General features: G+C 69.1%; 20 protein-coding genes. 13 read left to right on the plus strand and 7 right to left on the minus strand.

Annotated elements, in window-relative coordinates; all coding sequences use genetic code 11:
• Nucleotides 1-139: 139 nt before the first annotated feature.
• Together IFT71_RS17885 and IFT71_RS17890 are read left to right on the plus strand one after the other, a co-directional pair.
• The gene (locus IFT71_RS17885; protein WP_031395278.1) at nt 140-1018 is read left to right on the plus strand and encodes a flagellin; all 879 of its coding nucleotides are present in this window, start codon (nt 140-142) and stop codon (nt 1016-1018) included.
• A 220-nt stretch (nt 1019-1238) separates the two neighbouring features.
• On the plus strand, nt 1239-1544 hold the full coding sequence (locus IFT71_RS17890; protein WP_107045108.1) for a hypothetical protein: 306 nt from the start codon (nt 1239-1241) through the stop codon (nt 1542-1544).
• A 46-nt stretch (nt 1545-1590) separates the two neighbouring features.
• On the opposite strand, the gene IFT71_RS17895 is transcribed toward IFT71_RS17890, so the two are convergent.
• Complete coding sequence (locus IFT71_RS17895; protein ID WP_166747140.1) at nt 1591-2043, minus strand: hypothetical protein; 453 nt, start codon at nt 2041-2043, stop codon at nt 1591-1593.
• 115 nt (nt 2044-2158) lie between these two features.
• Between IFT71_RS17895 and IFT71_RS17900 the strand changes: the two genes are divergently transcribed.
• From IFT71_RS17900 to glsA, 3 genes are all read left to right on the plus strand, one after another.
• A complete protein-coding gene (locus tag IFT71_RS17900; RefSeq protein WP_056678896.1) occupies nt 2159-2386 on the plus strand; it encodes a hypothetical protein in 228 nt (75 codons plus the stop codon).
• Complete coding sequence (locus tag IFT71_RS17905) at nt 2383-4224, plus strand: hypothetical protein (protein ID WP_192142621.1); 1842 nt, start codon at nt 2383-2385, stop codon at nt 4222-4224. Before IFT71_RS17900 ends, IFT71_RS17905 begins: the two co-directional genes overlap by 4 nt.
• A 69-nt stretch (nt 4225-4293) precedes the next feature.
• Nucleotides 4294-5229, plus strand: a complete 936-nt coding sequence (gene glsA / locus IFT71_RS17910; RefSeq protein ID WP_192142622.1) for a glutaminase A — start codon at nt 4294-4296, stop codon at nt 5227-5229.
• 3 nt (nt 5230-5232) lie between these two features.
• On the opposite strand, the gene IFT71_RS17915 is transcribed toward glsA, so the two are convergent.
• Nucleotides 5233-7668: an EAL domain-containing protein gene (locus tag IFT71_RS17915; RefSeq protein WP_192142623.1), complete on the minus strand. Its 2436-nt coding sequence runs from the start codon at nt 7666-7668 to the stop codon at nt 5233-5235.
• 98 nt (nt 7669-7766) lie between these two features.
• Nucleotides 7767-8867, minus strand: coding sequence for a serine hydrolase (locus IFT71_RS17920; protein ID WP_342212693.1), 1101 nt, complete (start codon nt 8865-8867; stop codon nt 7767-7769).
• 424 nt (nt 8868-9291) lie between these two features.
• Between IFT71_RS17920 and IFT71_RS17925 the strand changes: the two genes are divergently transcribed.
• Nucleotides 9292-11982, plus strand: a complete 2691-nt coding sequence (locus IFT71_RS17925) for a TonB-dependent receptor plug domain-containing protein (protein ID WP_192142624.1) — start codon at nt 9292-9294, stop codon at nt 11980-11982.
• Between the two features lie 47 nt (nt 11983-12029).
• On the opposite strand, the gene IFT71_RS17930 is transcribed toward IFT71_RS17925, so the two are convergent.
• From IFT71_RS17930 to IFT71_RS17940, 3 genes are read right to left on the minus strand one after another with little or no spacing between them, the layout of a single operon-like run.
• The gene (locus IFT71_RS17930; RefSeq protein ID WP_031396601.1) at nt 12030-13559 is read right to left on the minus strand and encodes a DHA2 family efflux MFS transporter permease subunit; all 1530 of its coding nucleotides are present in this window, start codon (nt 13557-13559) and stop codon (nt 12030-12032) included.
• A 10-nt stretch (nt 13560-13569) separates the two neighbouring features.
• Nucleotides 13570-14754 carry an HlyD family efflux transporter periplasmic adaptor subunit gene (locus IFT71_RS17935; RefSeq protein WP_081874039.1) on the minus strand — a complete coding sequence of 395 codons (1185 nt, stop codon included), beginning with the start codon at nt 14752-14754 and terminating at the stop codon, nt 13570-13572.
• Nucleotides 14751-16193: an efflux transporter outer membrane subunit gene (locus IFT71_RS17940; RefSeq protein ID WP_192142625.1), complete on the minus strand. Its 1443-nt coding sequence runs from the start codon at nt 16191-16193 to the stop codon at nt 14751-14753. The genes IFT71_RS17935 and IFT71_RS17940 overlap by 4 nt, the downstream gene beginning before the upstream one ends.
• An 85-nt stretch (nt 16194-16278) precedes the next feature.
• On the opposite strand from IFT71_RS17940, the gene IFT71_RS17945 reads away from it, so the two are divergent.
• Nucleotides 16279-16911, plus strand: coding sequence for a TetR/AcrR family transcriptional regulator (locus IFT71_RS17945; RefSeq protein WP_192142626.1), 633 nt, complete (start codon nt 16279-16281; stop codon nt 16909-16911).
• A 5-nt stretch (nt 16912-16916) separates the two neighbouring features.
• Here IFT71_RS17945 and IFT71_RS17950 read toward each other — a convergent pair whose 3' ends face one another.
• Nucleotides 16917-17603, minus strand: coding sequence for a hypothetical protein (locus IFT71_RS17950; protein ID WP_192142627.1), 687 nt, complete (start codon nt 17601-17603; stop codon nt 16917-16919).
• Nucleotides 17604-17768: 165 nt separating this feature from the next.
• On the opposite strand from IFT71_RS17950, the gene IFT71_RS17955 reads away from it, so the two are divergent.
• Genes IFT71_RS17955 through IFT71_RS17980 form a run of 6 tightly spaced genes read left to right on the plus strand, consistent with a single transcriptional unit; the run spans nt 17769 to nt 23643 of the window.
• A complete protein-coding gene (locus IFT71_RS17955; protein ID WP_192142629.1) occupies nt 17769-20594 on the plus strand; it encodes a monovalent cation/H+ antiporter subunit A in 2826 nt (941 codons plus the stop codon).
• Nucleotides 20591-20953: a Na+/H+ antiporter subunit C gene (locus tag IFT71_RS17960; RefSeq protein WP_192142631.1), complete on the plus strand. Its 363-nt coding sequence runs from the start codon at nt 20591-20593 to the stop codon at nt 20951-20953. Before IFT71_RS17955 ends, IFT71_RS17960 begins: the two co-directional genes overlap by 4 nt.
• On the plus strand, nt 20950-22473 hold the full coding sequence (locus IFT71_RS17965; protein ID WP_192142632.1) for a monovalent cation/H+ antiporter subunit D: 1524 nt from the start codon (nt 20950-20952) through the stop codon (nt 22471-22473). Before IFT71_RS17960 ends, IFT71_RS17965 begins: the two co-directional genes overlap by 4 nt.
• Entirely contained in the window at nt 22470-22961 is a 492-nt protein-coding gene (locus IFT71_RS17970; RefSeq protein ID WP_192142633.1) for a Na+/H+ antiporter subunit E, read from the plus strand. The genes IFT71_RS17965 and IFT71_RS17970 overlap by 4 nt, the downstream gene beginning before the upstream one ends.
• Complete coding sequence (locus tag IFT71_RS17975) at nt 22958-23227, plus strand: K+/H+ antiporter subunit F (protein ID WP_192142634.1); 270 nt, start codon at nt 22958-22960, stop codon at nt 23225-23227. Before IFT71_RS17970 ends, IFT71_RS17975 begins: the two co-directional genes overlap by 4 nt.
• On the plus strand, nt 23224-23643 hold the full coding sequence (locus IFT71_RS17980) for a Na+/H+ antiporter subunit G (protein ID WP_192142635.1): 420 nt from the start codon (nt 23224-23226) through the stop codon (nt 23641-23643). The genes IFT71_RS17975 and IFT71_RS17980 overlap by 4 nt, the downstream gene beginning before the upstream one ends.
• The last annotated feature ends 15 nt before the right edge of the window (nt 23644-23658 follow it).

Consider the following 23658-nt stretch of genomic DNA (forward strand, 5'->3'; position numbering starts at 1 on the left):
AAATAATCCGCGCGGCGCGACCAACTACCCGGATTTCTTCCCAGAATAAGGAGCGGGTCGGATCTGACCGCTCCGTCGGCGAGCCGCCGTACGGCTCAAGGACGCAGAAGCGACCGACTATTCCAGAAGGAAGAATATCATGGGAATGTCCGTTAACACCAATGTTGGCGCGATGGCGGCCCTTCAGGCCCTCAACGAGACCAGCAAGGGTCTGTCCGTCGTCCAGAGCCGCATCAACAGCGGCCTGAACGTCGCATCGACCAAGGACGATTCGGCAGCCTTCACGATCGCCCAGGGCCTTCGCGGCGATCTGGGTGGCCTCAAGGCGGTCAACTCCTCGCTCAGCCGGGCGAAGAGCGTGGCCGACGTTGCGGTCGCAGGCGCAGAGCAGATCTCGGACGTCGTCAACCAGATGAAGACGCTCGCCAAGCAGGCGTCGGACGATGGCATCAGCGACGAGAGCCGCGCTGCGTACAACAAGGACTTCACCGCCCTTCGCGACCAGATCAGCACGATCGTCGATTCGTCCGAGTTCAACGGTACGAACCTGCTCAAGACCGGCGGCGGCACCGTGAGTGCGTTGCAGTCGCTGACCAATAAGGCAACCGGCACCGACACCTACGATCCCGATACGCTCTCCATCGCCAACCAGGAAATCGACCTGCCGGCGACGGAAACCGCGTCCGCGGGCGTGGGTACCGGTGTGCTCGGCCAGGATTCGGAAATCGACACGGCTGCCAAGGCCAAGGCGATGGTCGATACCCTGGACACGCTGGGCAGTTCGCTCAACACCAAGCTGAGCGATCTCGGCTCGGGGTCGCGCAAGATCGACGCACAGATGACGTTCACCAGCAAGCTGTCGGACGCGATCGAAAGCGGCGTCGGCAAGCTGGTCGACGCGGATCTGGCCAAGGAATCGGCGAAGCTGCAGGCACTGCAGGTCAAGCAGCAGCTTGGCGTGCAGGCGCTGTCGATCGCCAACCAGGCACCGCAGACGATCACCTCGCTGTTCCGGTAAGCCGGTACGAGACACGATCCCGCCAAGTCCCCCAAGCACATCGGCGGGGGGTCGTGGAAACCGGGGTGGCCGATCGGCCATCCCGGTTTTTTCATGCCTGTTTTAAGGCGGCGGCGCGCCTCGATACGGGTAATCCCTTAATAGCCGTGCGGCCCGGTTCGACTAGGGTCGAGCGAACCGGCGGGCGGGCCAGCCGCGAACGGCCGGAGAGGATGAGGTCATGGACTACCGCGTTTCCCTGTCGCTCTCGGTCACCGACCCGCATGCGCTGTGGTCCGCCGCGGCGGCCTGTGCGCTGACCGCGCCGGGCATGACGCTCGACGACGTCGTCGAGACGATCGGCAGCGAGCATGATCCCGACATCGCCGACTGCATCGCGCTGCTGCTGCTGTCGCCGCGGATCACCGGCGCGCGAATCGAAGACTTCGCCTGCCGTCGCGCCGGCCGGCCCGAGCGCGTGGCCGACGTCACCCCGTTGCCGACCCGCCCCCGCGCGACGCGGCACGGGCTGAACGCCAACGCCTGAGACACGCCGGGCCGGGGTTCGGCGCAGCGCGCGGACTTGAGCGCGATCAGGCGCGGCGCGCCGCCACCTCGACCAGCAACACGGCCGCGATCGTCGGATCGACCCGGCGCAGTGCCGTGGAGACGTCCTGCGCCAGTCGCCGTGCATCGACCGGCGTCGACGCGGAGGCATGCAACCGCGCGAATTCGATCGACGCGACCAGCGCCGCCTCGCGCAGTTCGGGCCGACGCGTCTCGATCGCCCCCGCCCCCGCGACATCCGCGGCCTGAAGCACCAGCTTGACCTTCAGCCGTCCGTCCGCGCGATCGCCCTCGACGATCGGTACGTCGAGCGGATCGAGCATCACGAACAGCGGCGACGGCCTTACGGGTTCACCTTCCGCCCCGCCTCCTTCCGCCCCGCCCCCTTCGGACGCCGCCGCGCCCGGCGCCATGACCGGCGCGGCCAGCAGCGCCGCGATCAGCAGCGCGATCTGCTTGGGTGAAGGGCGGGTGCGCATCGCTCGGGCTCCGGTTTGTTGCTTCGTCGGGACGTCGCCCCGAATGCCGGCCGATGCCGACGATCCGCAGGTCTTTGCCTCTATAATAGGAGGATAGCGGAGGGATGGAGCGCAAGTGAGCCACGATCAGAAACCCGCGCGCGTCAGGATCGTCGCGAACGGTGCCGAGACGGACGCCCGTCGGCGCGGCGATGCAACGGCGATCGCGCCGATGCCTGCGGCCGGACCGGGCGATGGTCATCATGCCGCTGCAGGCAACAGGGTCGCGACGATCGTGTTCGCGCTGCTGTTCCTTGGCGCCGCCGCCGCTGCCGCGGTCGCGGTGACCTTGGCCTTCGCATGATCCGCCTCGCCATCGCGCTGGCGATCGGCGCGGGGCTGGCCGGACCGCATGCCGCGCGCGCTGCCGAACCGTCGCATCCGAGCGCGCCGCACCCGAGCACGACGCCCGCGCAACCGTCGCCACCCGCCCCCGCCCGCCCGGCGCCTGTACCCTTTGCCGCCGAGCTCGCCGCGCAGCCGCTGCCGCCGGCGCGCGCCGCCTGGACCGCGATGAGCGAGCAGGCGGCCTGGGCGGCGCTCGCGACCGCCACGCCCGCGACGCGGCAGGCGACACGCTGGCGCTACGCGGTCGCCCTGATCGCGCGCGACCGCGCCGGCGAGGCGCTCGGCGTGCTCGACGTGATGGCGGCCGACGATACCGGGCTTGCAAAGGTCGCCGCGTGGCGGCGCGCGCGCGGCGTCGCGCTCGGGCGGCTCGGGCGGACCGATCCGGCGATCGCGGCGCTCGACGACCCTGCGCTCGCGACCGATCCCGAGACCTGTCTGTGGCGGATGCGGATCCTGGCGGAGGCGGGTCGTGCGGCGCCGGCGCTACGCGTGCTCGGCTGTGCGATGCCCGCGCTGAACGCGCGTGGCGCCAAGGCGCGCCGCCCCTTCATCCTCGCCGCCGCGCGCGCGGCGATCGACGCAGGGAGGCCCGGCCCGGCGCGCGACTGGCTCGATCGCATCCCGGCGACCGACGCGGCGGCCGCGCTGTTGCACGGCGAGGCGGACCGTGCGCTCGGCGCCGCCGCGACGAGCCGTCGCTGGTTCGATCTGGCCGCACGCACCGGCGATCCCGAACAGCGCGCCGCAGCCACGCTCGGCACGATCGAGACCGATCTGGCCGCGCGCACGCTCGCCCCGCCGGCCGCGGCGCAGCGTCTGGCGGCGCTGCTGTTCCGCTGGCGGGGGGGCATGATCGAGCGCCGCGGGCTGATGCTGGCGATGAGCCTCGCCACCCGCCGCGGCGACGAACCCGCATTGCTGGCGGCGGCCGCCGCGCTGCTGCGCTATGGCAATATCGGCGCCGACGCCGCGCCGCTGTCGGCGACCGTCCAGGCGCATCTCGTCGCGCTGGTGGCGCCGCAATCGACCATGCCGCTCGGCACCGCCGCCGGTCTGCTCTGGGATTACCGCGACCTGATGCCGACGGGCGCGGACGGCGACCGCGTGGTGTGGATGCTCGCCGACCGACTGCAACAGGCCGGGCTCTATCGCCGCGCCGCCGAACTGCTCGAACGCCGGCTGTCCACCACGCAGCGCGACGTCGAACAGGGCCCCTTGTCGATCCGCGTCGCGACGCTGCGGATCCTTGCCGGCACCCCCGAAGTCGCGGTCCGCGTGCTGCGCGACACCGCGATGATTCCCTATCCCGACGCGATCCAGGACGAGCGCCGCCGCCTCCAGGCGGTCGCGCTCGAACTGCTCGGCCGCCACGCCGAAGCGGTGGCGACGCTCGCCGACATCCGCGACGCGACGCCGATCCGCGCCGAATTCGACTGGCACGCGCGCGACTGGTCGGGCTTAGCCGCCAGCGGCACCGCGCTGCTGCCCGCCCCCGGAGCGCGCGGCGGCCTGTCTGCGGAGGGCCAGGCGATCGTCCTGCGCCAGGCGATCGCCCATGCGATGCTCGGACAGGAAGCCGCGCTGGCGCGGCTCAACCGGCGCTATGCCCGCGCCTTCGCCGCGCTGCCCACCGCGCCCGTGTTCGCGATGCTGACCGCGCCGGTCGGAGGCTTCGACCCGGCGCGGCTCGATTCCGCGATGACCGCTCTGTCCGCGGCAGGCCCCGCGGGCGCGATCGGCGACCTGCTGACCGCGGGACAGGCGGCGCGGACGTCGACGCGGCTGGACTAGGGCGCCGCGCCCCTGCCCACGGATCATGCGCGCCGCCTGCGAGTTCAACCTGTTCACCAGGAGAGCCGCATGCCCAGCACGATCGCGCAGATCATCACCGAGATCGCCGCCGAGATCACCGACGACGCCGCGCGGATCGAGGCGTCGGCGGACCGCAAGGAGGAGGCCGCGCCCGGGCCGATCGGCATCGCGGTTGCGCTGACGACGGGCACGCTGCTGACCGCGGGTGCGGCGACGACGGCATTCCCGATCCAGAGCATCTCGAAGCTGTTCGCGCTCGACCTCGCGCTCGCGGCGATCGGCGACGACGTCTTTGCGCGCGTCGGGAAAGAGCCGTCGGGCGACCCGTTCAACTCGATCGTCGATCTCGAGCGGACCAAGGGCGTGCCGCGCAACCCGTTCATCAACGCAGGCGCGCTGGCGGTCGTCGATATCCTGGTCGAACACCGGCCCGAGGACGGCGACGACCCTGCGGTCGCCCGGCTGATCGGCCGCGAGACGGGGTCCGATGGCATCACGTTCGACGAGGAGGTGATGGCATCCGAGCAGGAGGGCGGCGACCTGAACCGCGCGATGATGAGCTTCATGCGGCATCACGGCAATCTCCATGCCGATCCCGATGCGGTGATGGCCGCCTATGTCCGCAACTGCGCGATCGCGCTCGATTGCCGTGGTCTTGCGAAAGCGGGCGCGTATCTCGCGGCGACGCGGCGGACGCCCGATGACCCGGAGGCCGATGCGGTCGCCAAGCGCCACCGCACCGTGCTCGGCCTGATGATCACCTGTGGCCATTATGACGGGTCGGGGGATTTTGCGGTGCGGGTCGGCCTGCCCGCCAAGAGCGGCGTCGGCGGCGGCATTCTCGCAATCGTGCCCGACCGTGCGGCGATCGCGGTCTGGTCGCCCAATCTCGATCAGCACGGCAACAGCATCCTCGGCATCCGCGCGCTCGAGATGATCGCGCACCGGACCGGCTGGTCGGTGTTCGGACCGCCGCTGGTCTGACGCTCAGGCGGCGAGCCGGGTAACCGTCACCCCCGAGGATTGCGGGTCGGTGTCGCCGGGTGCGCCGATGATCGTGTCCCCCGGCAGCTCGGCAAAGTCCGCCGTCGCATCGGTGAACGGGACGACCGGCCGCCCGAGCAGATAGCCCTGCGCCACGTCGCAGCCGATATCGTGGAGCACGTCGAGCTGTTCGCGCGTCTCGACCCCCTCGGCATGCGTCAGCACGCCCAGTTCCTTGCCGATCGCGACGGTCGCGCGCAGCACCGCCATGCAGCGCGGATCATTCGCCGCCTCGGCGACGAAGCTGCGGTCAATCTTGATCCGGTCGAAGCGGAAGTCGCGCAGATGCGCGAGCGACGATTGCCCGGTGCCGAAATCGTCAAGCGACACCTTGATGCCGAGCTTGCGGATGCGGTCGAGCATTACTGCTGTCCGGCCCGCATCGTCGATCAGCGCGGTCTCGGTGATCTCGATCTCGACCCGCTCGGGGGCGACGCCGTGGATCAGGATCGCCTGGGTCAGGCTGTGCAGCAGCCCTTCCGACTTCAGCTGCGCGGCGGAAATGTTGATCGCGACGTTGAGATGCGGCGACCAGCCCGCGAGGTGGCGGCACGCCTCCATCATCACCCAGCGGCCGATATCCTCGACCAGTCCGCATTGCTCGGCGATCGGGATGAAGACGCCCGGCGGGATCCAGCCGCGCACCGGGTGGTTCCAGCGGATCAGCGCCTCATAGCCCGTCGTGCCCCCGGTGAGCAGATCGACGACCGGCTGGAAGGCGAGCGCGAAGCCGCCCGTCTGGACCGCTTCGTGCAGGTCGTCGACGATCCCCTGACGTTCGGCGAGCCGTTCGGCGAGCCCGGGCAGATAGGCCTGCGCGCGCCGCCGTCCGAGACGCTTGGCCTCGTACAGCGCCATGTCCGCGCGCTTCATCAGGTCGTCGGCGGAACAGGCGCCCGAAAAGTGGGAAATGCCGATGCTGCAGCTCGGCAGCAGCCGGCAACCGTTGATGACGACCGCGCCGCTCAATTGCGCGACGATCGAATCGGCGAGCGCCGCCGCCGCCTCACCCGTCTCGCTGGCGAGGATCGCGAGCTCGTCGCCGCCCATCCGCGCGATGAAGCTGTCCGCGGGGAGCAGCCGCGTCAGCTCGGCCGCGACATGGACCAGCAGCTGGTCGCCGACCGCATGACCAAAGGCATCGTTGATCCGCTTGAAATCGTCGAGGTCGATCATCAGCAGCGAGAAGGGCGTGCCGATCCGGATCCGCGCCTCCTTCTGCTCACGCAGCGACCGGCGGTTCCCCAGTCCGGTCAGCGGATCATGGTAGGCCAGGTGCGTCAGGTTGCGCAGCGCCTGCCGCTCCGCGCTGACGTCGTTGAAGGTCAGCACCACGCCCTTGGACTGCATCGGACGACACTGCATCCGATAGACGCAGCCATCGTCCATCGCCCATTCGCGGTCGAACGTCGCGTCGGTCCGGATCCATTGCTGCATCGCCGCGCGGATCTCGGCGCGCCGCTCGGGCCGCCAGCCGCGATGCCGCGCGACGATGTCGATACAGGCGGTGATCGTCATGCCCGGCGCGATCGCCCCGTCCGGGATCGCGTACATTTCGAGGAACCGGTGGTTGAAATGCTGCAGCCGGGCATTGCCGTCGATGAACACCAGCCCGTCCGACATGCTTTCGAGCACCGCTCTCAGCGTGTGCCCCTCTTCCTCGCGCGTCGTCCTGAACCGCTCGAAGGTCAGCAGGCTGGCGAGGCAGGTGACCGACACGCCGAACGCCATGCAGGCGGCGACGAGGCCCGGCGACAACAGGCTGCCGCGGACGTCGCCGATGCTGCCGATCACGATATCGCCCGACAGCGCGACGAAATGCGTCGTGCAGATCGCGAGCGCGAACAGCATGCAGGCGGCGGTGCGCGACCGCGCCCAGCCGCGGTGGAGCTGCCACGTCGCCATCAGCACCGTCCCGAGCACCAGCCCGGTGATGTTCGTCGGCCAGGAAAACACGTGGACGCAATCGGTCATGCCCGTCAGCCCGACCGCATGCATGCACCAGATGCCCGCGCCCGCGATTGTCGCCGCGGCGATCCGCGCGACGCGGCGGCGCAGGCGGGTGACCGCGACCAGCGGCACGCCGACCAGCGCGATGCCGACCAACGCGGACAGGATCGTGATCGGCACGTCGTAGCGGAGCAGGAGGTCGGGACGATAGGCGAGGATCGCGATGAAATGCGTCGCCCAGACGCCGAGCCCCGCGGCGAGCGCGAGCGCGGCATGCCGCCAGCCGAGCGGTTCGCCCGGCCGTGTCGCGGTCCGGTCGAGATCGATCGCGAGCATCGCCACCGACCAGCTCGCGGTCAGGCAGATTCCGACTGCGACGGCGACCAGCGACCCCGAATGCTCGAAATGAAGATTGAAAAGGGGAACCACGATCTTTGCTCTCAGGACGTAACTCCCAATCGCATGAATTTATTAAAGAAAGTTATAACCGAAACGGCTTGATAGGACCCCTTGCCCGGCCGGCACGATCAATTGCCCACTGAGGCGACCACGGCCCGGGTCACGTCGCCCATCAGCCGCATCCGCACCGGAATCGGCTCGCGCGTGCTGGCGATCATCACCGCGACCGCATAGCGATGGCCGTTCGGCGCGACGAGCAGCCCGATATCGTTATAGCCGGTCGACAGGCTGCCCAGGTCCTGACCGGTGCCGGTCTTGTGCGCGAGCGACCAGCCCGGTCGCAGCCCCGATTTGAGCCGCAGCGGCCCGGTCTTGCTCGACCGCATCAGCGTCAGCAGCGACGCGGTCGAGCGCGCGCTCAACAGCTTGCCCTGCGCGAGCAGCGACAGGCCAAGCGTCACGCCATTGGCGGACGCACCGTCGTATGGCGCCGCGAGATAGCGGTTCAGCGCCTTCGCCCGCGCCTCGTAGGTCATCGCCGCGCGCGCCTGGAGAAAGCCCCAGCCCCCCGCCCATTCGGGCCGCCATTCGAGCCCCGCGGTCTTCGCCTGCAGCACCCGTTCACCCGGGCCGAAGGTCACGCCCTCGACACCCTTGGCGTCGAGCATCCGGTTGATCGCCGCGGGCCCACCGACGCGCCAGAGCAGCACGTCGTTGCAGGTATTGTCGCTGCGCGTCATCGCACCGCGCAACAGCTCTTCGATCGTCGTCGTATAGCCGTCCGCGCCGATCAGCGCGCGGATCGGCTGGTGGAACAGCGTCAGGTCGGCACGCGTCAGCGTGACGCGGTCGGACAGCGCCATCTGCCCGCGGTCGACGGCGTCCATCACCGCGATCGCCACCCACAGCTTGCTGACGCTTTGCTGCGGACGCCGCGTGTCACCGTCCCAGGCCACCACCCAGCCCTCGTCGATGTCGCGCACGGTGATGCCGACCTGTCCCTTGAAGCTCGCGCCGAGCGCCTGGACCGCGTTGAGCAGGTCCGCCGCGGGCTGGGGCCTGGTCGACGGCCGCGTCGGCGCCGATGGCCGGGGCGCCGGCGCCACGGTCGTGACCGTCAGCGGCGGCGGTGCGGGACGCATCGGCTGGCGACCCGCGGGGACGCACGCGCCCAGGCTGGTGACCGCGGCAAGGATCCCGGCGAGGCGATGAGACACTGAAATTGACACGATAAGTTCCCCTTGTCCGCTGCTTAGCGCGCTGAGCGCTGCGCGGAACCCGAAAGCTGCCGCACCCGCCGCGTTTCGGGTTCCGCCGGTCGCACGCCGCCGATCCGCCGCGACCCGGCTTTGGCCCCGGTGGCGGTGCCCCGCCTACCACGTCCGCCGCCCCTTGCTGGCTGGAACCGGGACAATCGATTGCGTCAATTCTGCAACATTATGACGTCCATATGAAAGTCGTGCGTATTTTCGGTTGCAAAGACGGGACCGCTATGGCCGTTTGTTGCCAGGACAGGTCAAGGACGAAGCCGGACAGGCGGCCGTCCTTGCGTGTGACAGGGCAATTTCCGCAGGCGCGCCAAGGGGAATCGGCGGTCTGGAACGGCGATGATGGGGGAGGATCCTGAGAGCCACTTTTCAAAGGGGGCTTAGGATGATCAGATACACGACCTCGACCGTCGCACTGGCGGTCGCACTTCTTGCCGGGTCCGCCGCCTTCGCAGCGACGCCCGGCAGCGGCCAGGATGGCGCCGCGCCCACACCCGCACCGGCCAGCGCCGTGCAGGAAAGCGTACCCGACGCCGCCAGCGCGACCCCCGAACCGTCGAACGACATCGTCGTGCTGGGCACGCGCCGAACCGATCGCACGCTCGCCACGTCGCCGTCGCCGGTCGACGTGATCAGTTCGGCCGAACTGACGTCGCAGCCCGCCGCCAACATGATCGACGCGCTCAAGAATATCGTGCCGTCCTTCTACGCCGGCCAGAATTCGATCTCGGACGCCTCGACCTTCGTCCGCTCGCCGTCGCTGCGCGGCCTCTCGGGCGATCAGGTGCTCGTGATGATCAACGGCAAACGCTATAATCGCTCGGCACTCGTCCAGGTCTATGGCGGCAGCGACACCGGGCTCGGCCGCGGCGCGCAGGGCCCCGACATCTCGGCGATCCCGTCGCTCGCGATCGGCAATCTGCAGGTGCTGCGCGAAGGCGCGACCGCGCAATATGGCTCCGACGCGATCGCCGGCGTGCTCAACTATGGCCTGCGCGAGGATCAGGGGATCGAACTGGTCGGTCGGGCCGGCCAATATTATGCGGGCGACGGCGAAAGCTATCAGATCGCGGGCAATGCGGGCGTGAAGGGCGACTGGGGCTTCATCAACGTCACCGGCGAATATGTCGACGAGGGCCAGACCAGCCGCGGCCGCACCCGCCCCTCGGCCGCCAATTTCGCGCAAAACTTCCCGGCGCTCGCGAACCAGCTCCCCAATTATCCGCTGCCCGTGCAGATCTGGGGCAATTCGCCCTCGCACGGCTTCAAGTCGGTCTACAACTCGGCGATCAACGTCACCGACAGCAGCAAGATCTACGTCTTTGCCAATTATGCGCAGAGCAAGGGCAATCAGAGCTTCAACTACCGCGCCTCGGTGTCGAGCACCGCGGTCGACACGAACGGCGTGGTCCGCAATCAGGGCGCGAACGGCGCGTTCAACAACACCTTCTTCCTCACCCCCTGCCCGACCGGCAACGCGACCTGCCCGAGCGGCGGCTTCGTTCGCGACGGCAACACCTTCCGCTTCGGCACGCTCTACCCCGCCGGCTTCACGCCACGCTTCGTCGGCAAGACGCAGGAAGTGTACGGGGTGCTCGGCTACAAGGGCACGTCCGGCGCCTTCAGCTATGACCTGTCCGGCACGCTGGCGCGCAACAAGCTGTCGCTGTCGATGTATGACTCGGCCAATTTCTCCTACGGCCCGGCGACGCAGACCAGCTTCGACTTTGGCGACCTGATCCAGAAGGAAACCAACTTCAACGCCGACTTCACCTATGCCGCCGACCTCGGTCTCGCCGCGCCGCTGACCATCTCGGCCGGCGGGGAGTTCCGCAAGGAAACCTACGAACAGACCGCGGGCGACACGCAATCCTATGCCGCGGGACCCTATGCGATCGCGCAACAGCTCTTCACCCAGACCGCGCCGGGCGTGTACGTCGCCTCCGGCACGACCGCGGCGCAGGGCGTCGGCGCGAGCGGCTATGCCGGCACCAGCCCCGCCACCGCAGGCAAGTTCAGCCAGAAGGCCTATGCCGCCTATGTCGGGCTCGAAACCGACCTGACCGACGCGCTGACGGTCGGCGCGGCGGGCCGGTACGAACATTACAACACGTTCGGCGATGCCTGGGTCGGCAAGGTGAACGCGTTGTACAAGTTCGCCGACGCCTTCTCGGTCCGCGGCAGCTTCGGTACCGGCTTCCACGCACCGTCGCCGGGCCAGTCGAACGTCTCGATCGTCACGACCTCGTTCAACAACGGCGTCGCGTTCCAGGCGGGCACCTATCCGACCAACACCGCGGTCGCGCAATATTATGGTGCGAGCAACCTGACCCCGGAAAAGTCGACCAACTACGGTCTCGGCTTCATCCTCGAACCGGTCCGCGGAATGACGGTCACGGTCGATGGCTACCGGATCAACCTGCGCAACCGGATCGGCCTGACCTCGCCCTTCATCGTCACCGCGGCGGACCTTGCCGCGCAGCCGGCGCTGCTGCCGGTCGGTGTCGGCGGCCAGGTCCAATATTTCACCAATGGCTTCAAGACGCGCACCCAGGGCATCGACGTCGTCGGCACCTACCGCACGCGGTTCAGCGAGGCGGAGCTGAACTTCTCGCTGGCGTATAACTACAACGACACCAAGGTTACCGAGTTCGATGCCCGGGTGGTCGGCACCGCGCAGCTGATCGACGCGGAGAATCTCGCGCCAAAGCACCGCGTCGTCTTCAACGCCGGCTGGACGCTCGACAATCTAAGCCTGAACGTGCGCGAGAATTACTACAGCTCGTTCACCAGCGCGCAGGATTACGGCCAGACCAACGGCGTGCCAAACCAGGTGTTCAGCGGCAAGTTCGTCACCGATCTCGAGCTCAGCTACACCTTCGCCGAGCATTTCACGGTCGCGGTCGGCGCGCAGAACTTCACCGACGAGCATCCCGACCGGCTCAAGCCTACCTCGACGGTGCAGATCTATCCGCTCACCGGCGGCACGTCGGACGGCCAGGTCTATCCGCGCAACGGCGGGCCGTTCGGCTTCAACGGCGGCTTCTACTATACGCGTCTGCGCGTGAAGTACTGAGACCGGGCGGGGGGCGCCGCGGTGCCCCCCGTCTTCTCGCCACCGGATCAGTGCGCGGCGGCGGGGTCCACCGGCCGGGCGGGCCGCGGCGCCAGCCAGATGATCGCGGCGGACACGAAGAAGATCAGCGCGGCAAAGGCGAACAGGTGGTTCGTCGCCAGCGCGAAGCTTTCCTGCTCGACCACCCGCTCGATCAGCCCGCGCCCCTGTTCCGCGCTCAGTCCGTGCTGCTGCGCGTTGGCGATCACCTGATCGCCATTGTTGAGGATGTTGGTCAGCTCGGCGCGGTTCGTCTGCGCGTTGTTCTGCCACATGGTACTGCCGATCGAGGTGCCGATCGCCGCCGCCAGCGTCCGCAGGAAGCTCATCACGCCCGCCGCCGACGCGGTCTCCTCCGGATTGACCGCGCCCAGCGCGATGATCGTCAGCGGGATGAAGAAGAACGGCATGCCCAGCCCTTGGACGAGTTGCGGCGCCGCCAGGATCCAGAAATCCGCACCGCTGAACCAGAAGGTCCGCAGCACCGACGTCAGCCCGAGCCAGAAGATCCCGAAACACACCAGTGCGCGCGGATCGACCTTGTTGCTCAGCTTGGCGACGATCGGCGAGAAGATCACCGCGAGCACGCCGTTGAACGCGGTCACATAGCCCGCATCGCTCGCGGTATAGCCCATCGTTGACTGCAGCCATTGCGGGATGATCACGACCGACGCGAAGAACGTCCCGAAGCTGAAGGCGAGCGCGGTCACCGCGACGGTGAAACCCCGGTGCCGGAACACGCGCAGGTCGACGATCGGATTGCCCGCGGTCAGCTCCCAGATCAGGAAGGTGACGAAGCCGATCGCCGCGATGATCGCGCAACCGACGATGAAGCTCGACCCCAGCCAGTCATGCTCGCGCCCCAGATCGAGCATGATCTGCAGCGCCGCGATCCACACGACCATCAGGAACAGGCCGAAGCGGTCGATCGGCACGATCTCGGTCTTGGTCTCCGATTTGCGCAGCAGCGTGAAGACGCCGACGATGCAGAAGATCGCGATCGGCAGGTTGATGTAGAAGATCCACGGCCAGGACCAGTTGTCGCTGATCGTCCCGCCCAGGATCGGCCCGAGGATCGGCGCGGTGACCGTCGTCATCGCCCAGGCGCCCATCGCCGCCGCGCGCTTCTGCGGGGGGAAGATCGTCAGCAGCAGCGTCTGCGTCAGCGGCATCAGCGGGCCGCCGCAAAAGCCCTGCCCGATCCGGAACGCGACCATCGCGCCGAGCGACGAGGCGAGACCGCACAAAGCGGAGAAGACCGCAAAGCCGATCATCGCCGCCATGAAGACGCGGATCGTCCCGAACCGCCGGACCAGCCAGCCGGTCAGCGGCACGCAGATCGCCTCGGCGACCGAATAGGAGGTGACCACCCAGGTCCCCTGGGTCGGCGACACGCCGAGCCCGCCCGAGATATGCGGCACCGACACATTGGCGATGGTCGTGTCGAGCACTACCATGAAGTTGGTCAGCGCCAGCACGAAGCCCGCAAGGATGAGGCGCGGGCCGGTCAGGACCGGCGCGGACGTGTCGGCGGCCATCGATCCGTTCCTAGCGATCGCCCGAGATGTCGATCTCGGCGTCCATCGACAGCCCGACGCGCAACGGATGATCGCGCAGCTCCTTGGGGTCGAGCGCGATCCGCACCGGCAGACGCTGGACCACCTTGATCCAGTTGCCGGTCGCGTTCTGCGCGGGGATCAGCGCAGACGACGCGCCGGTCCCGCCGGCGAGCCCGACGACGCGGCCGTGATAGACGACGTCGTCGCCATGCAGGTCGGAGATCAGCGTCGCATGCTGGCCGACGCGGACATGCTGCAGCTGGCCCTCCTTGTAGTTCGCGTCGACATAGAGCTGGTCGACGGGAACGATCACCATCGCCGCGGTGCCGGGCGCGAGCCGCTGGCCGATCTGGACGTTGCGCTGCGAGATCACGCCGTCGATCGGCGCACGGACGACCGCGCGCGACAGGTCGAGCCGGGCCTGGCGCAGCTTGGCGCGCGCGGCGAGGACCTCGGGGGCGTTGTCGCGCGTGGTGCCGCGGGTCAGCGCGGTGTTGGCGGCGCGATCCTCGAGTGCGGAGGCGCGTGTCGCGGTCGCCTGCGCGATCCCCGCCTGCGCGATCGCGACATTGGCACGCGCGGTGCGCAGCGCATTCGTCGCCGCGGTCACCTCGTCACCCGATACCGCGCCCGCCGCGACCAGCGCCTGGCGACGCTGATAATCGATCTGCGCGCGGTCGAGATTGCCCTGGGCGAGCAGCAACTGCGCGCGGGCGGCACCGATATCGGCACCGCGCGCATTGGCCTGCGCCTGGAGCGCATCGCCCGTAGCCGCGGTCTGGCCATAGCGGCGCTCGGCGCCTGCCAGATCGGCTTCGGCCTGCGCGACCGCGATCTGCAGGTCGGCGTCGTCGAGCCGCATGAGCACCTGCCCGCGCTTGACGGTCTGCGTGTTGCTCACCGTGACCGCGATCACCTGCCCGCTGACCAGCGGCATGACCTGCGCGGTTTCCGCCGCGACATAGGCATTGTCGGTCGTCACGCGCTTCGAAAGGACCAGCGCATCGTAGACGAAATACAGGACGGCGATCACGACCAGCACGGCCGCGAAGATCAGCAGCAGCCGCTTGCGCTTGCCCGGGTTGGCGGTGTCGACCTTGGGGCTGTCCTTGGGATCGGCCTTGGGCTCCTCGGCAGGAGTCTGGTCGCTGTCGTGGGATGGGGTGTCCATCATCGTGTCCCGCTGGTCTGGATAAGGGGTTGGAAGCCGCCGCCGAGCGCGCGCACCAACTGCACGTCGAGCGCGAACCGGCGCGAATCGATCGCCGCGACCGAACGCCGCGCGGTCAGCACGGCTTCCTCGGCGCTCAGCACGTTGAGGAAGGTCGACAGGCCGCCGCGATAGCGCAGCTGCGCGACCTGATACGCGCCTTCGGCATCGACCAGCGACGCGCGCGCATCGCGCATCTGTGCGGCGACCTGGCGCCGGCTGGTCACGACATCCGCGACCTCGCGCAGCGCGTTGATCACGATGCGGTCATAGCTGCCGACCGCTTCGTCATACTGGCCGCGCGCCTGCCGGTACTGGCCCTGCAGCGCGCCGCCGCGAAAGATCGGCAGGCTGATCGCCGGGCCGACATTGCCGATGCTCGATCCGCCCTTGAACAGGTTGTCGAGGCCGAGCGATTGCAGCCCGATCAGCCCCGACAGGCTGAGATTGGGGTAGAAATCGGCGCGGGCGACCTTGATCCGGCTCGCCGCCGCTTCGGCGCGCGCGCGCGCAGCGGCGACGTCGGGACGCCGGCCGATCAGGCCGATCGCCGCGTCGGCGGGGAGTTCGGTGGTGAGCACGGGCACCGCCGGCCGGGTGATCGACAATGCGCGATCGGGCCCGGCGCCGAGCAGCGCGGCGATCGCGTTCTTGGCGAGCGCGATCTGTTCGGCGTTGCTGGCCAGGTCGACCCGCGACGCCGGCACCGCAGAGCGCGCCTGTTTGAGCTCGGCCTGCGTATCGAGCCCGATCGCGACGCGCTCGTTCACCAGCCGCTCGCTCGCGCTGCGCACCGCATTCGCCCGCTGCAGCACGTCCTGTTCGGCATAGAGCCGCGCAAGATCGGCATAGCGCGCGGCGATATCGGTCGCGAGCGTCAGCGCCGCCTGCTCGCCGTCGAGCCGCGCGGCCTCCGCCTCCGACGTCGCCGCGACCAGTGCCGCACGGTTGCGCCCGAACAGGTCGAGATCGAGACCTGCGTCGAGTGCCAGCCGGCCCGTGTCGTTCCAGCCCTTCGGAATGAATTCCGCGGGGATGCCGTTATTGTAGCTCTGCTTGTTGAGCCCGACCGTGCCCTCGGCGTCGAGCCGCGGCTGGTTGGCGGCACCCGCCTGCTGCACCGCGCCGCGCGCGGTCCGCACGCGGGCCGCCGCGATCGCGATGTCGGGCGATCCCGCCAGCGCCTCGGTGATCAGCGTATCGAGCTGCGCATCGCCGTAACCCCGCCACCACTGCGTCGCCGGCCACGCCGCATTCGACGCCGGGCCGTTCGACGCGAGGCTGTTGCGCGATGCATAGGTGTCCGCGGATGCCAGGACGGGCGGCGGCCCCAGATCAGGCACCGCGCAGCCGGCAAGCCCGGCTGCGATTGCAGTGCAGCCGGCGAATCGAATCAGTCGCATTGAATCATCGTACTCCTGCGTACGCTCGGCAGATGGTCCCGGGTCGTGGACTTGTCAATAAATAATCGTACCGTATAGTACGACTATGTCCGAGCCGAAAACCCGCCGCGATCTGAACCGCGAAGCCCGTCGCGAGACGATCGTGGCGACCGCGCGCGAGGCGTTTCTCGACCATGGCTATGCCGCCACCTCGATGTCGACGATCGCCACGCAGCTTGGCGGGTCGAAGGGGACGCTCTGGGCCTATTTCCCCTCCAAGGAGGATCTGTTCAGCGCGGTGCTCGACGATGTCACGTCGAACTTCCGCCAGAGCCTCGAGGATGCGCTGCGCCCGGGGCGCGACTGTGCGACGACGCTGCTCGATTTCCTCGAACGCTTCCAGGCCAAGCTGCTGCATCCCGACAGCATCCGGCTCCACCGGCTGATCGTCGGCGAAGGCGGGCGGTTTCCCGAGATCGGTCGCATCTTCTATGCCCGCGGCCCGCAGATCGTGATCGAGCAGCTTTCACTCTATCTGCGCGGGCGGATGGACGCCGGCGACCTGCGCGCCGATGATCCGGTGCAGGCGGCGATGCACCTGCTGCTGCTCGCCCAGACGCAACAGAATCTGCGGCTCTGGGGAGTGGTCGGCATGCCCGGTCCCGAGGAAGCGCGCCAGCAGGCGGCGCGCGCGCTCGATCTGTTCACGCGCGCTTATGGGGCAAAGGTCGCGCCGTAACGGCGTTACGCGCGGGTACCGGGAGCCGGAGCGTCCTCCCCCGCTGCAACCGTGTCGCCACCACCGCCGCCGCCGCCCTGTCCACCACCGCCCCCGCCCGATCCCCGGGCGGCAGAGGCGCCGTCGCGCTCGCCCTTGCCGCGTCCGCCGCCCGCGGCCGGCCGCGTCGGGCCCTGCGCGGGCAGGACGAGGTCGGTCGGGACGGGCGCCAGATCGAGTGCGGCGCGCACGAAATCGCGCAATGACACGACCAGCGCGTGCGTCGGGACCGGGCGGCCCGCCGCGAGTTCGCCCGCGGCCTGTACAGCCAGCCGGACCTGCTCGTCGGTGCCGAGCAGGATGATGTCCGACAGCGCCGCCTCGACCGCGTCGCGGATCCGCCGGCCGCGGTCCGATCCCGTGTCGATCGCGACATCCGCGGCATCGGCAGGGACCGCCTCGCCCCGGTGACGCAGGTCGCGGCGATGCGCGGGGTCGACCGTCAGCGTGCCCGTGAACGAGCCGCCCAAGGTCTTGTAGGCCGCGATCAGCGTACGCAGCCGTTCGTTGATCTGCCGGTTGATCCGCTCGCGGCGCTGCTGGATCGTCATCATCGTGACGAGGCGGATGCCGACGCCGATCGCGGTCACCAGCGCGAGCCCGAACAGCGTCAGCAACGTGGTCTGCCAGGAACTGAAGTCGATCGTGCGCATGGTCGCTCCGCTATTCCGGGGCGCGAGGCTCCCGATGCGGCATCAACGCGCATCGCGGGTCGATGCCCCCGGGATATCGTCAGGGTCGCGCGGCGTCGGCCGGTCGACCCGGAAGCCATATCGTGCGATGGCAAGTCTCGTGACGTCGCCGGAAAACGATCTGCCATGCCCCTGATGCTCCTGATGGTGCTGCCGTTCGCGGCGGCGCTGATGCTGGCGCTCGGCGCACGTGGCGGCCGTCGCATGCATGTCGGGATCGCCGCCGGTGCGAGCGCGGCGGGGCTCGCGCTGCTGTTTCTCGCCGCGCCCGCGGTCCTTGCGGGAACCCCGCTGGCCGCGCGGATCGCGTGGATCCCGGCGCTCGGGCTCGATCTCAGCCTGTGGCTCGATCCGCTCGGGCTGCTGTTCGCCGGACTGATCCTCGGCATCGGCCTGCTCGTCGTGATCTATGCGCAGGGCTATCTCGCCAAGGCTGAGCCGACCGGGCGGTTCCTGTCGTTCCTGATGCTGTTCCAGGGCGCGATGATCGGCATTGCGCTGTCGAACAACATCCTGCTGATGCTGATATTCTGGGAACTGACCAGCCTGTCGTCGTTCCTGCTGATCGGCTTCTGGCGCGACCGCGCGGACGCGCGGCAGGGCGCACGGATGGCGCTGGCGGTGACGGGCGGCGGCGGACTCGCGCTGATCGCGGGGATACTGCTGCTCGGCCAGGCGGCGGGATCCTATGAGCTCGCGACGATCCTGACGCGCGGCACCGCCGTCCAGGCGTCGCCGCTCTATCCTGCGATCCTGACGCTTGTCCTGCTCGGCGCGTTCACCAAATCGGCGCAGTTCCCGTTCCATTTCTGGCTGCCGCACGCGATGGCCGCACCCACGCCGGTCAGCGCCTATCTCCATTCCGCGACGATGGTGAAGGCAGGCGTCTTCCTGCTCGCCCGGCTGTGGCCGGTACTCGCGGGCAGCGACTTGTGGTTCTATCTGGTCGCCTCGACCGGCCTCGTGACGATGCTGTTCGGCGCGGGCGTCGCGCTGTTCCGCAACGATCTGAAGGCGATCCTCGCCTATTCGACGATCAGCCAGCTCGGGCTGATGGTGATGCTGCTCGGCTTCGGCACGCCCGCCGCCGCCGCGGCGGCAGTATTCCACATCCTCAACCACGCCGCGTTCAAGGCGGCGCTGTTCATGAACTCGGGCATCGTCGATCACGAGACGGGGACGCGCGATATCCGTCGCCTCGGCGGGCTCGCCGCGCTGATGCCGCTGACCGCGACGCTCGGCACGCTCGCGGTCGCGGCGATGGCGGGGCTGCCACCGCTCGGCGGGTTCATCTCCAAGGAGATGATGCTCGAACAGAGCCTGCATGCCGCGCACGATGGCCGGTCCTGGCTCGTGCCCCTGCTCGCGACGATCGCGGCGACGCTGTCGGTCGCCTATTCCCTGCGCTACGCCACCGCACAGTTTTTCGGGCCTCGCGCGACGGGGGATGTCGCCGCGCCGCATGATCCCGGCATGGCGATGATCGGACCGTCGATCGTGCTCGTGCTCGTCGCGCTCGGCTTCGGGTTGTTGCCGATGACGATCGCCGGGCCGCTGGTGCGCGCCGCGACGGGGGCGGTGATCGGCGGCACGCCGCCCGCGCTGGATCTGGCGCTGTGGCACGGGATCAATCCCGCCTTGGGGATGAGTGCGCTCGCGGTCGTGATCGGTGCGCTGCTGCTGTGGCGCCGCACGCCGGTCGCGCGGCGGCTGGACGGGCGGCCGGCGCTCGATGCCAAGCGGCTGTTCGATGGCGCGATGGCGGCGATCGTCGCGCGCAGCCGCGATGCCTCGCTCGCGATTCACGCGCCGTCGCTGCAACGCTATCTGTTCATGCTGTTCGTGGTGGCGGTGCTGTTCGGGATCGATGCCGCGCTGACGCCCGGCGGGCTGCCCGCGGGGACGCGCGCGACGCTGCCCGCGTCGCCGGTCGCGGTCGTCGCCTGGTTCGCGCTGGTCGTCGCGACCGGCATCGTCGTGGCGATGCAACGCCAGCGCTTCCTCGCGCTGGTCTTCATCAGCGTCATCGGCCTCGTCATCGCGCTCGCCTTCGTCCACCTCTCCGCCCCCGACCTCGCGCTGACCCAGATCGCGGTCGAGGTCGTGACGATCCTGCTGATGCTGCTCGCGCTGCACCTGCTGCCCAAGGTTCCGCCACAACTCTCGAGCCTGCCGCGCCGCAGCCGCGATGCGCTGCTGGCGGCGGTCGCCGGGATCGGCACCGGCTGGGCGGCCTGGGCCGTGATGACGCGCGACCTGCGCGACACGGCCTCGTCCTTCCACTGGGCGAACAGCTATCCGGGCGGCGGCGGGACCAATGTCGTCAACGTGACCCTGGTCGATTTCCGCGCGTTCGATACGTTGGGCGAGATCATCGTGCTCGGGATCGCCGGGCTGGCCATCTATGCGCTGCTCGAGCCCGCGGCGCGCGGCACGGCGGGGCGGCGGTTGCGCGAATGGCGGCACGACATGCCCCATTCGCCTGAGCGCCACCCGATGATGTTCGTGATGGCGACGCGGCTGCTGCTGCCGCTCGCGCTGCTGGTCGGCCTCTACATCTTCCTGCGCGGGCATAACCAGCCCGGCGGCGGGTTCATCGCCGCGCTGGTCGTCTCGATTGCGATCCTGCTGCAATATCTCGCCTCGGGCTTCGACTGGACCGACGACCGCCGCCGGATCGGCGAACATCCGCTGATCGCGGTCGGCGTGCTGATCGCGACCGCGACGGGGCTCGGCTCGCTCGTCTTCGGCGCGCGCTTCCTGACGAGCAGCTTCGGCTATTTCCACATTCCGCTGGTCGGCGAGGTCGAACTCGCGACCGCGATGTTCTTCGATACGGGCGTCGCCTGCGTCGTCGTCGGCGCGGTGATGATGGCGCTCGCCCAGCTCAGCCACGTCGCGCAGCGCGCGGCGCGCAACCGCGATCAGGCCGACGAGGAGACATCGGCATGAGTCTGGAATTCCTGATCGCCAGCGGAATCGCGGTGCTGACCGCAGGCGGCGTCTATCTCGCGCTGCGCGGCCGCACCTTTCAGGTCGTGCTCGGGCTGACCTTCCTGTCCTACGCGGTGAACCTGTTCCTGTTCGCGATCGGCCGGCTCGTCGTCGACCGCCCGCCGCTGTTCGCCAAGGGCGTGACCGACCATGCCGATCCGCTGCCCCAGGCGCTGGTGCTGACCGCGATCGTGATCACCTTCGGGATGACCGCGCTGGTCGTCATCCTGTCGCTGCGCAGCTTCCTCGAAAGCGGATCGGATCAGGTCGACGGCATCGCCGACGCCGTCCCCGGCCCGGAAGAGGATCGCGCATGACGCTGCTCGACCATCTGGTGATCGCGCCGGTCGTGATCCCCGCGATCATAGCGCCGCTGACGCTGATGGTGATGCGGCGGCGGCGGCATGTCGGCGTCGCGCTGTCGCTCGCCGGCTGCGTCGCGATGCTGGTCGTCGCGCTCGCGCTGTTCGGCATCGCGCAGGACGATGCGATCCGCGCCTATCCGCTCGGCGGCTGGCCGGCTCCGTTCGGGATCGTGCTGGTGCTCGACCGGCTGTCCGCCATGATGCTGGTGCTCGCGGCGGTGCTCGCGCTGGTGGTGATGCTCCACGCGGTCGTCACCGCGGTCGACCGCAAGGGCTGGCATTTCCATCCCCTGTTCCAGTTCCAGCTGCTCGGACTGAACGGCGCGTTCCTGACCGGGGACCTGTTCAACCTGTTCGTGTTCTTCGAGGTGCTGCTGATCGCCTCCTACGGGCTGATGCTCCACGGTCAGGGGGCGGCGCGGCTGAAGGCGGGCGTCGCCTATGTCGTCGTCAACATCGTCGGCTCGGCGCTGTTCCTGATCGCGCTGGGGCTGCTCTACGGGCTGACCGGCACGCTCAACATGGCCGATCTCGGCCAGCGCATCGCCGCACTGGGCGCGGCGGACCAGGGGCTGATCCGGCTTGCCGGTCTGTTGCTGCTCGCGGTGTTCGCGCTGAAGGCGGCGGTCGTGCCGCTGCACCTGTGGCTGCCGCGCACCTATGCCGCGACCGCGCCGGTCGTCGCTGCGCTGTTCGCGATCATGACCAAGGTCGGCGTCTATGCGATGATCCGGGTCGTGCCGCTGATCTTCGGCGATGCCGCGGGCGCCGCCGCCTGGGTGCCGGCGCCGTGGCTGCTGCCCGCCGCCGTGCTGACCGCGATCACCGGCTTTTTCGGCGTGCTGGCCGCGCGCGCGATGCGCGAACAGGCGGCGTTCGCGATCCTCGGCTCGACCGGGACGCTGCTGCTCGCGGTGTCATGCTGGACGCAGGCGACGACCGCCGCGGCGCTGTTCTATCTCGTCCACGCGACGCTGGCGGGCGCGGCGCTATTCCTCGTCGCCGACGTGACGCTGCGCCGCCGCGGCCAATATGGCGACGCGATCGTCCCCAGTCCGCGCTTTGCGGGCCAGCAGGCGACCGGGCTGCTGTTCCTCGCCGCGACGATCGCCGCGGTCGGCCTGCCGCCGCTGTCGGGGTTCGTCGCCAAGCTGTTCATCCTCCAGACCAGCGTCACGGCCGAGCCATGGCCGCTGATCTGGGCGACGGTGCTGGGCACGACGCTGATCGGCGTGGTCGGCTTTGCCCGCAGCGGCAGCACGCTATTCTGGAAGGCGGCCGACGATGCCGACCCGATCGCGGGCGCGGACCGGTCGCGCGCCGAACTGATCGCGCCGGCGACGCTGCTCGTGCTGCTCGCGCTGCTGACGCTCGGTGCCGGCTGGGCGACCGCGCAGGCACAGGCGACCGCCGCGCAGATCTATGCCCCCGATCGCTATGCGGCGGCGGTCCTGACGGAGGCGACGCGATGATCAAGCGCCTCCTCCCCCACCCCGCGCTGACCGCGATGCTGGTCGTCGTCTGGCTGCTGATGGCGAACAGCATCACGGTCGGCGGGATCCTGCTCGGTCTGGTCTTCGGGATCGTCCTGCCCAAATTCACCGAGCCCTTCTGGCCCGATCGCCCGCGCGTCCGCTTCGGCCGCGCGCTGCTCGGCTATGTCGGCCTCGTGCTCTACGACATCGTCGTCGCCAACTTCGAAGTCGCGCGGCTGATCCTGTTCCGGCGCAACCGCGATCTCCGCTCGCGCTGGCTGGTCGTGCCCGTCGCACTGTCGTCGCCCGAGGCCATCACCGTGCTCGCCGCGACGATTAGCCTGACGCCGGGGACGGTCTCGTCCGACGTGTCCGCCGACGGGCGCTTCCTGCTGGTCCACGCGCTCGACGTCGCGGACGACACCGCCGAGATCGCGCGGATCAAGACCCGCTACGAGGCGCCGCTGCTAAGGATCTTCGCATGATCGCCATAGCCTTGCAGATCGCCGCCATCGCCATCGCGCTCGCGCTGCTGCTCAACGGCTGGCGGCTGTACCGCGGGCCAGCACTCGCCGACCGGATCCTCGCGCTCGACACCATGGTGATCAACGTCATCGCGGTGATCGTCGTGATCGGCATGATGGGCGGCAACGACACCAATTTCGAGGCCGCGCTGCTGCTGGCGATGGTCGGGTTCGTCAGCACCATCGCCTATTGCAAGTTCCTCCTGCGCGGGGACATCGTCGAATGAGCGGCCTCGTCGAGATCGTCATCGCCGGACTGATCCTGCTCGGCGCGGCATTCGTGCTGATCGGCAGCTGGGGGCTGGTCCGCCTCCCCTCGACGATGGAGCGGCTGCACGGCCCGACCAAGGCGACGACGCTGGGGCTCGGCGGGCTGTTGCTGGCGTCGGTCGTGTTCTTCCAGGTCCGGCTCGGCGTCTGGACCGCGCACGAGCTACTGATCTCGCTGTTCCTGTTCATCACCGCACCGATTTCAGCGAACATGATCGCCAAGGTCCATCTCCACCGTGCGCGTACCGGCGACCGCCCCGATCACGACGGCATTGCGGGGCCACCGCCCCGCCCCGACCCGGATGGCGAAGGCGACTGGGCGACGTTCGAGGCGCCGCATACGGACACGCAGGCTTCGATCGAAAACCCCTGAGCGTCCGCACGGGGG

This window comes from Sphingomonas sp. CFBP 13733 (genome assembly GCF_014841795.1).
Lineage (GTDB): Bacteria > Pseudomonadota > Alphaproteobacteria > Sphingomonadales > Sphingomonadaceae > Sphingomonas > Sphingomonas aerolata.

Excerpts from the sequence above, each read along its gene's own strand:
- IFT71_RS17885 (WP_031395278.1), top strand. The coding sequence starts at position 140 with ATGGGAATGTCCGTTAACACCAATGTTGGCGCGATGGCGGCCCTTCAG.
- IFT71_RS17890 (WP_107045108.1), top strand. The coding sequence starts at position 1,239 with ATGGACTACCGCGTTTCCCTGTCGCTCTCGGTCACCGACCCGCATGCG.
- IFT71_RS17895 (WP_166747140.1), bottom strand. The coding sequence starts at position 2,043 with ATGCGCACCCGCCCTTCACCCAAGCAGATCGCGCTGCTGATCGCGGCG.
- IFT71_RS17905 (WP_192142621.1), top strand. The coding sequence starts at position 2,383 with ATGATCCGCCTCGCCATCGCGCTGGCGATCGGCGCGGGGCTGGCCGGA.
- glsA (WP_192142622.1), top strand. The coding sequence starts at position 4,294 with ATGCCCAGCACGATCGCGCAGATCATCACCGAGATCGCCGCCGAGATC.
- IFT71_RS17925 (WP_192142624.1), top strand. The coding sequence starts at position 9,292 with ATGATCAGATACACGACCTCGACCGTCGCACTGGCGGTCGCACTTCTT.
- IFT71_RS17930 (WP_031396601.1), bottom strand. The coding sequence starts at position 13,559 with ATGGCCGCCGACACGTCCGCGCCGGTCCTGACCGGCCCGCGCCTCATC.
- IFT71_RS17935 (WP_081874039.1), bottom strand. The coding sequence starts at position 14,754 with ATGATGGACACCCCATCCCACGACAGCGACCAGACTCCTGCCGAGGAG.
- IFT71_RS17940 (WP_192142625.1), bottom strand. The coding sequence starts at position 16,193 with ATGCGACTGATTCGATTCGCCGGCTGCACTGCAATCGCAGCCGGGCTT.
- IFT71_RS17945 (WP_192142626.1), top strand. The coding sequence starts at position 16,279 with ATGTCCGAGCCGAAAACCCGCCGCGATCTGAACCGCGAAGCCCGTCGC.
- IFT71_RS17950 (WP_192142627.1), bottom strand. The coding sequence starts at position 17,603 with ATGCGCACGATCGACTTCAGTTCCTGGCAGACCACGTTGCTGACGCTG.
- IFT71_RS17955 (WP_192142629.1), top strand. The coding sequence starts at position 17,769 with ATGCCCCTGATGCTCCTGATGGTGCTGCCGTTCGCGGCGGCGCTGATG.
- IFT71_RS17960 (WP_192142631.1), top strand. The coding sequence starts at position 20,591 with ATGAGTCTGGAATTCCTGATCGCCAGCGGAATCGCGGTGCTGACCGCA.
- IFT71_RS17965 (WP_192142632.1), top strand. The coding sequence starts at position 20,950 with ATGACGCTGCTCGACCATCTGGTGATCGCGCCGGTCGTGATCCCCGCG.
- IFT71_RS17970 (WP_192142633.1), top strand. The coding sequence starts at position 22,470 with ATGATCAAGCGCCTCCTCCCCCACCCCGCGCTGACCGCGATGCTGGTC.
- IFT71_RS17975 (WP_192142634.1), top strand. The coding sequence starts at position 22,958 with ATGATCGCCATAGCCTTGCAGATCGCCGCCATCGCCATCGCGCTCGCG.
- IFT71_RS17980 (WP_192142635.1), top strand. The coding sequence starts at position 23,224 with ATGAGCGGCCTCGTCGAGATCGTCATCGCCGGACTGATCCTGCTCGGC.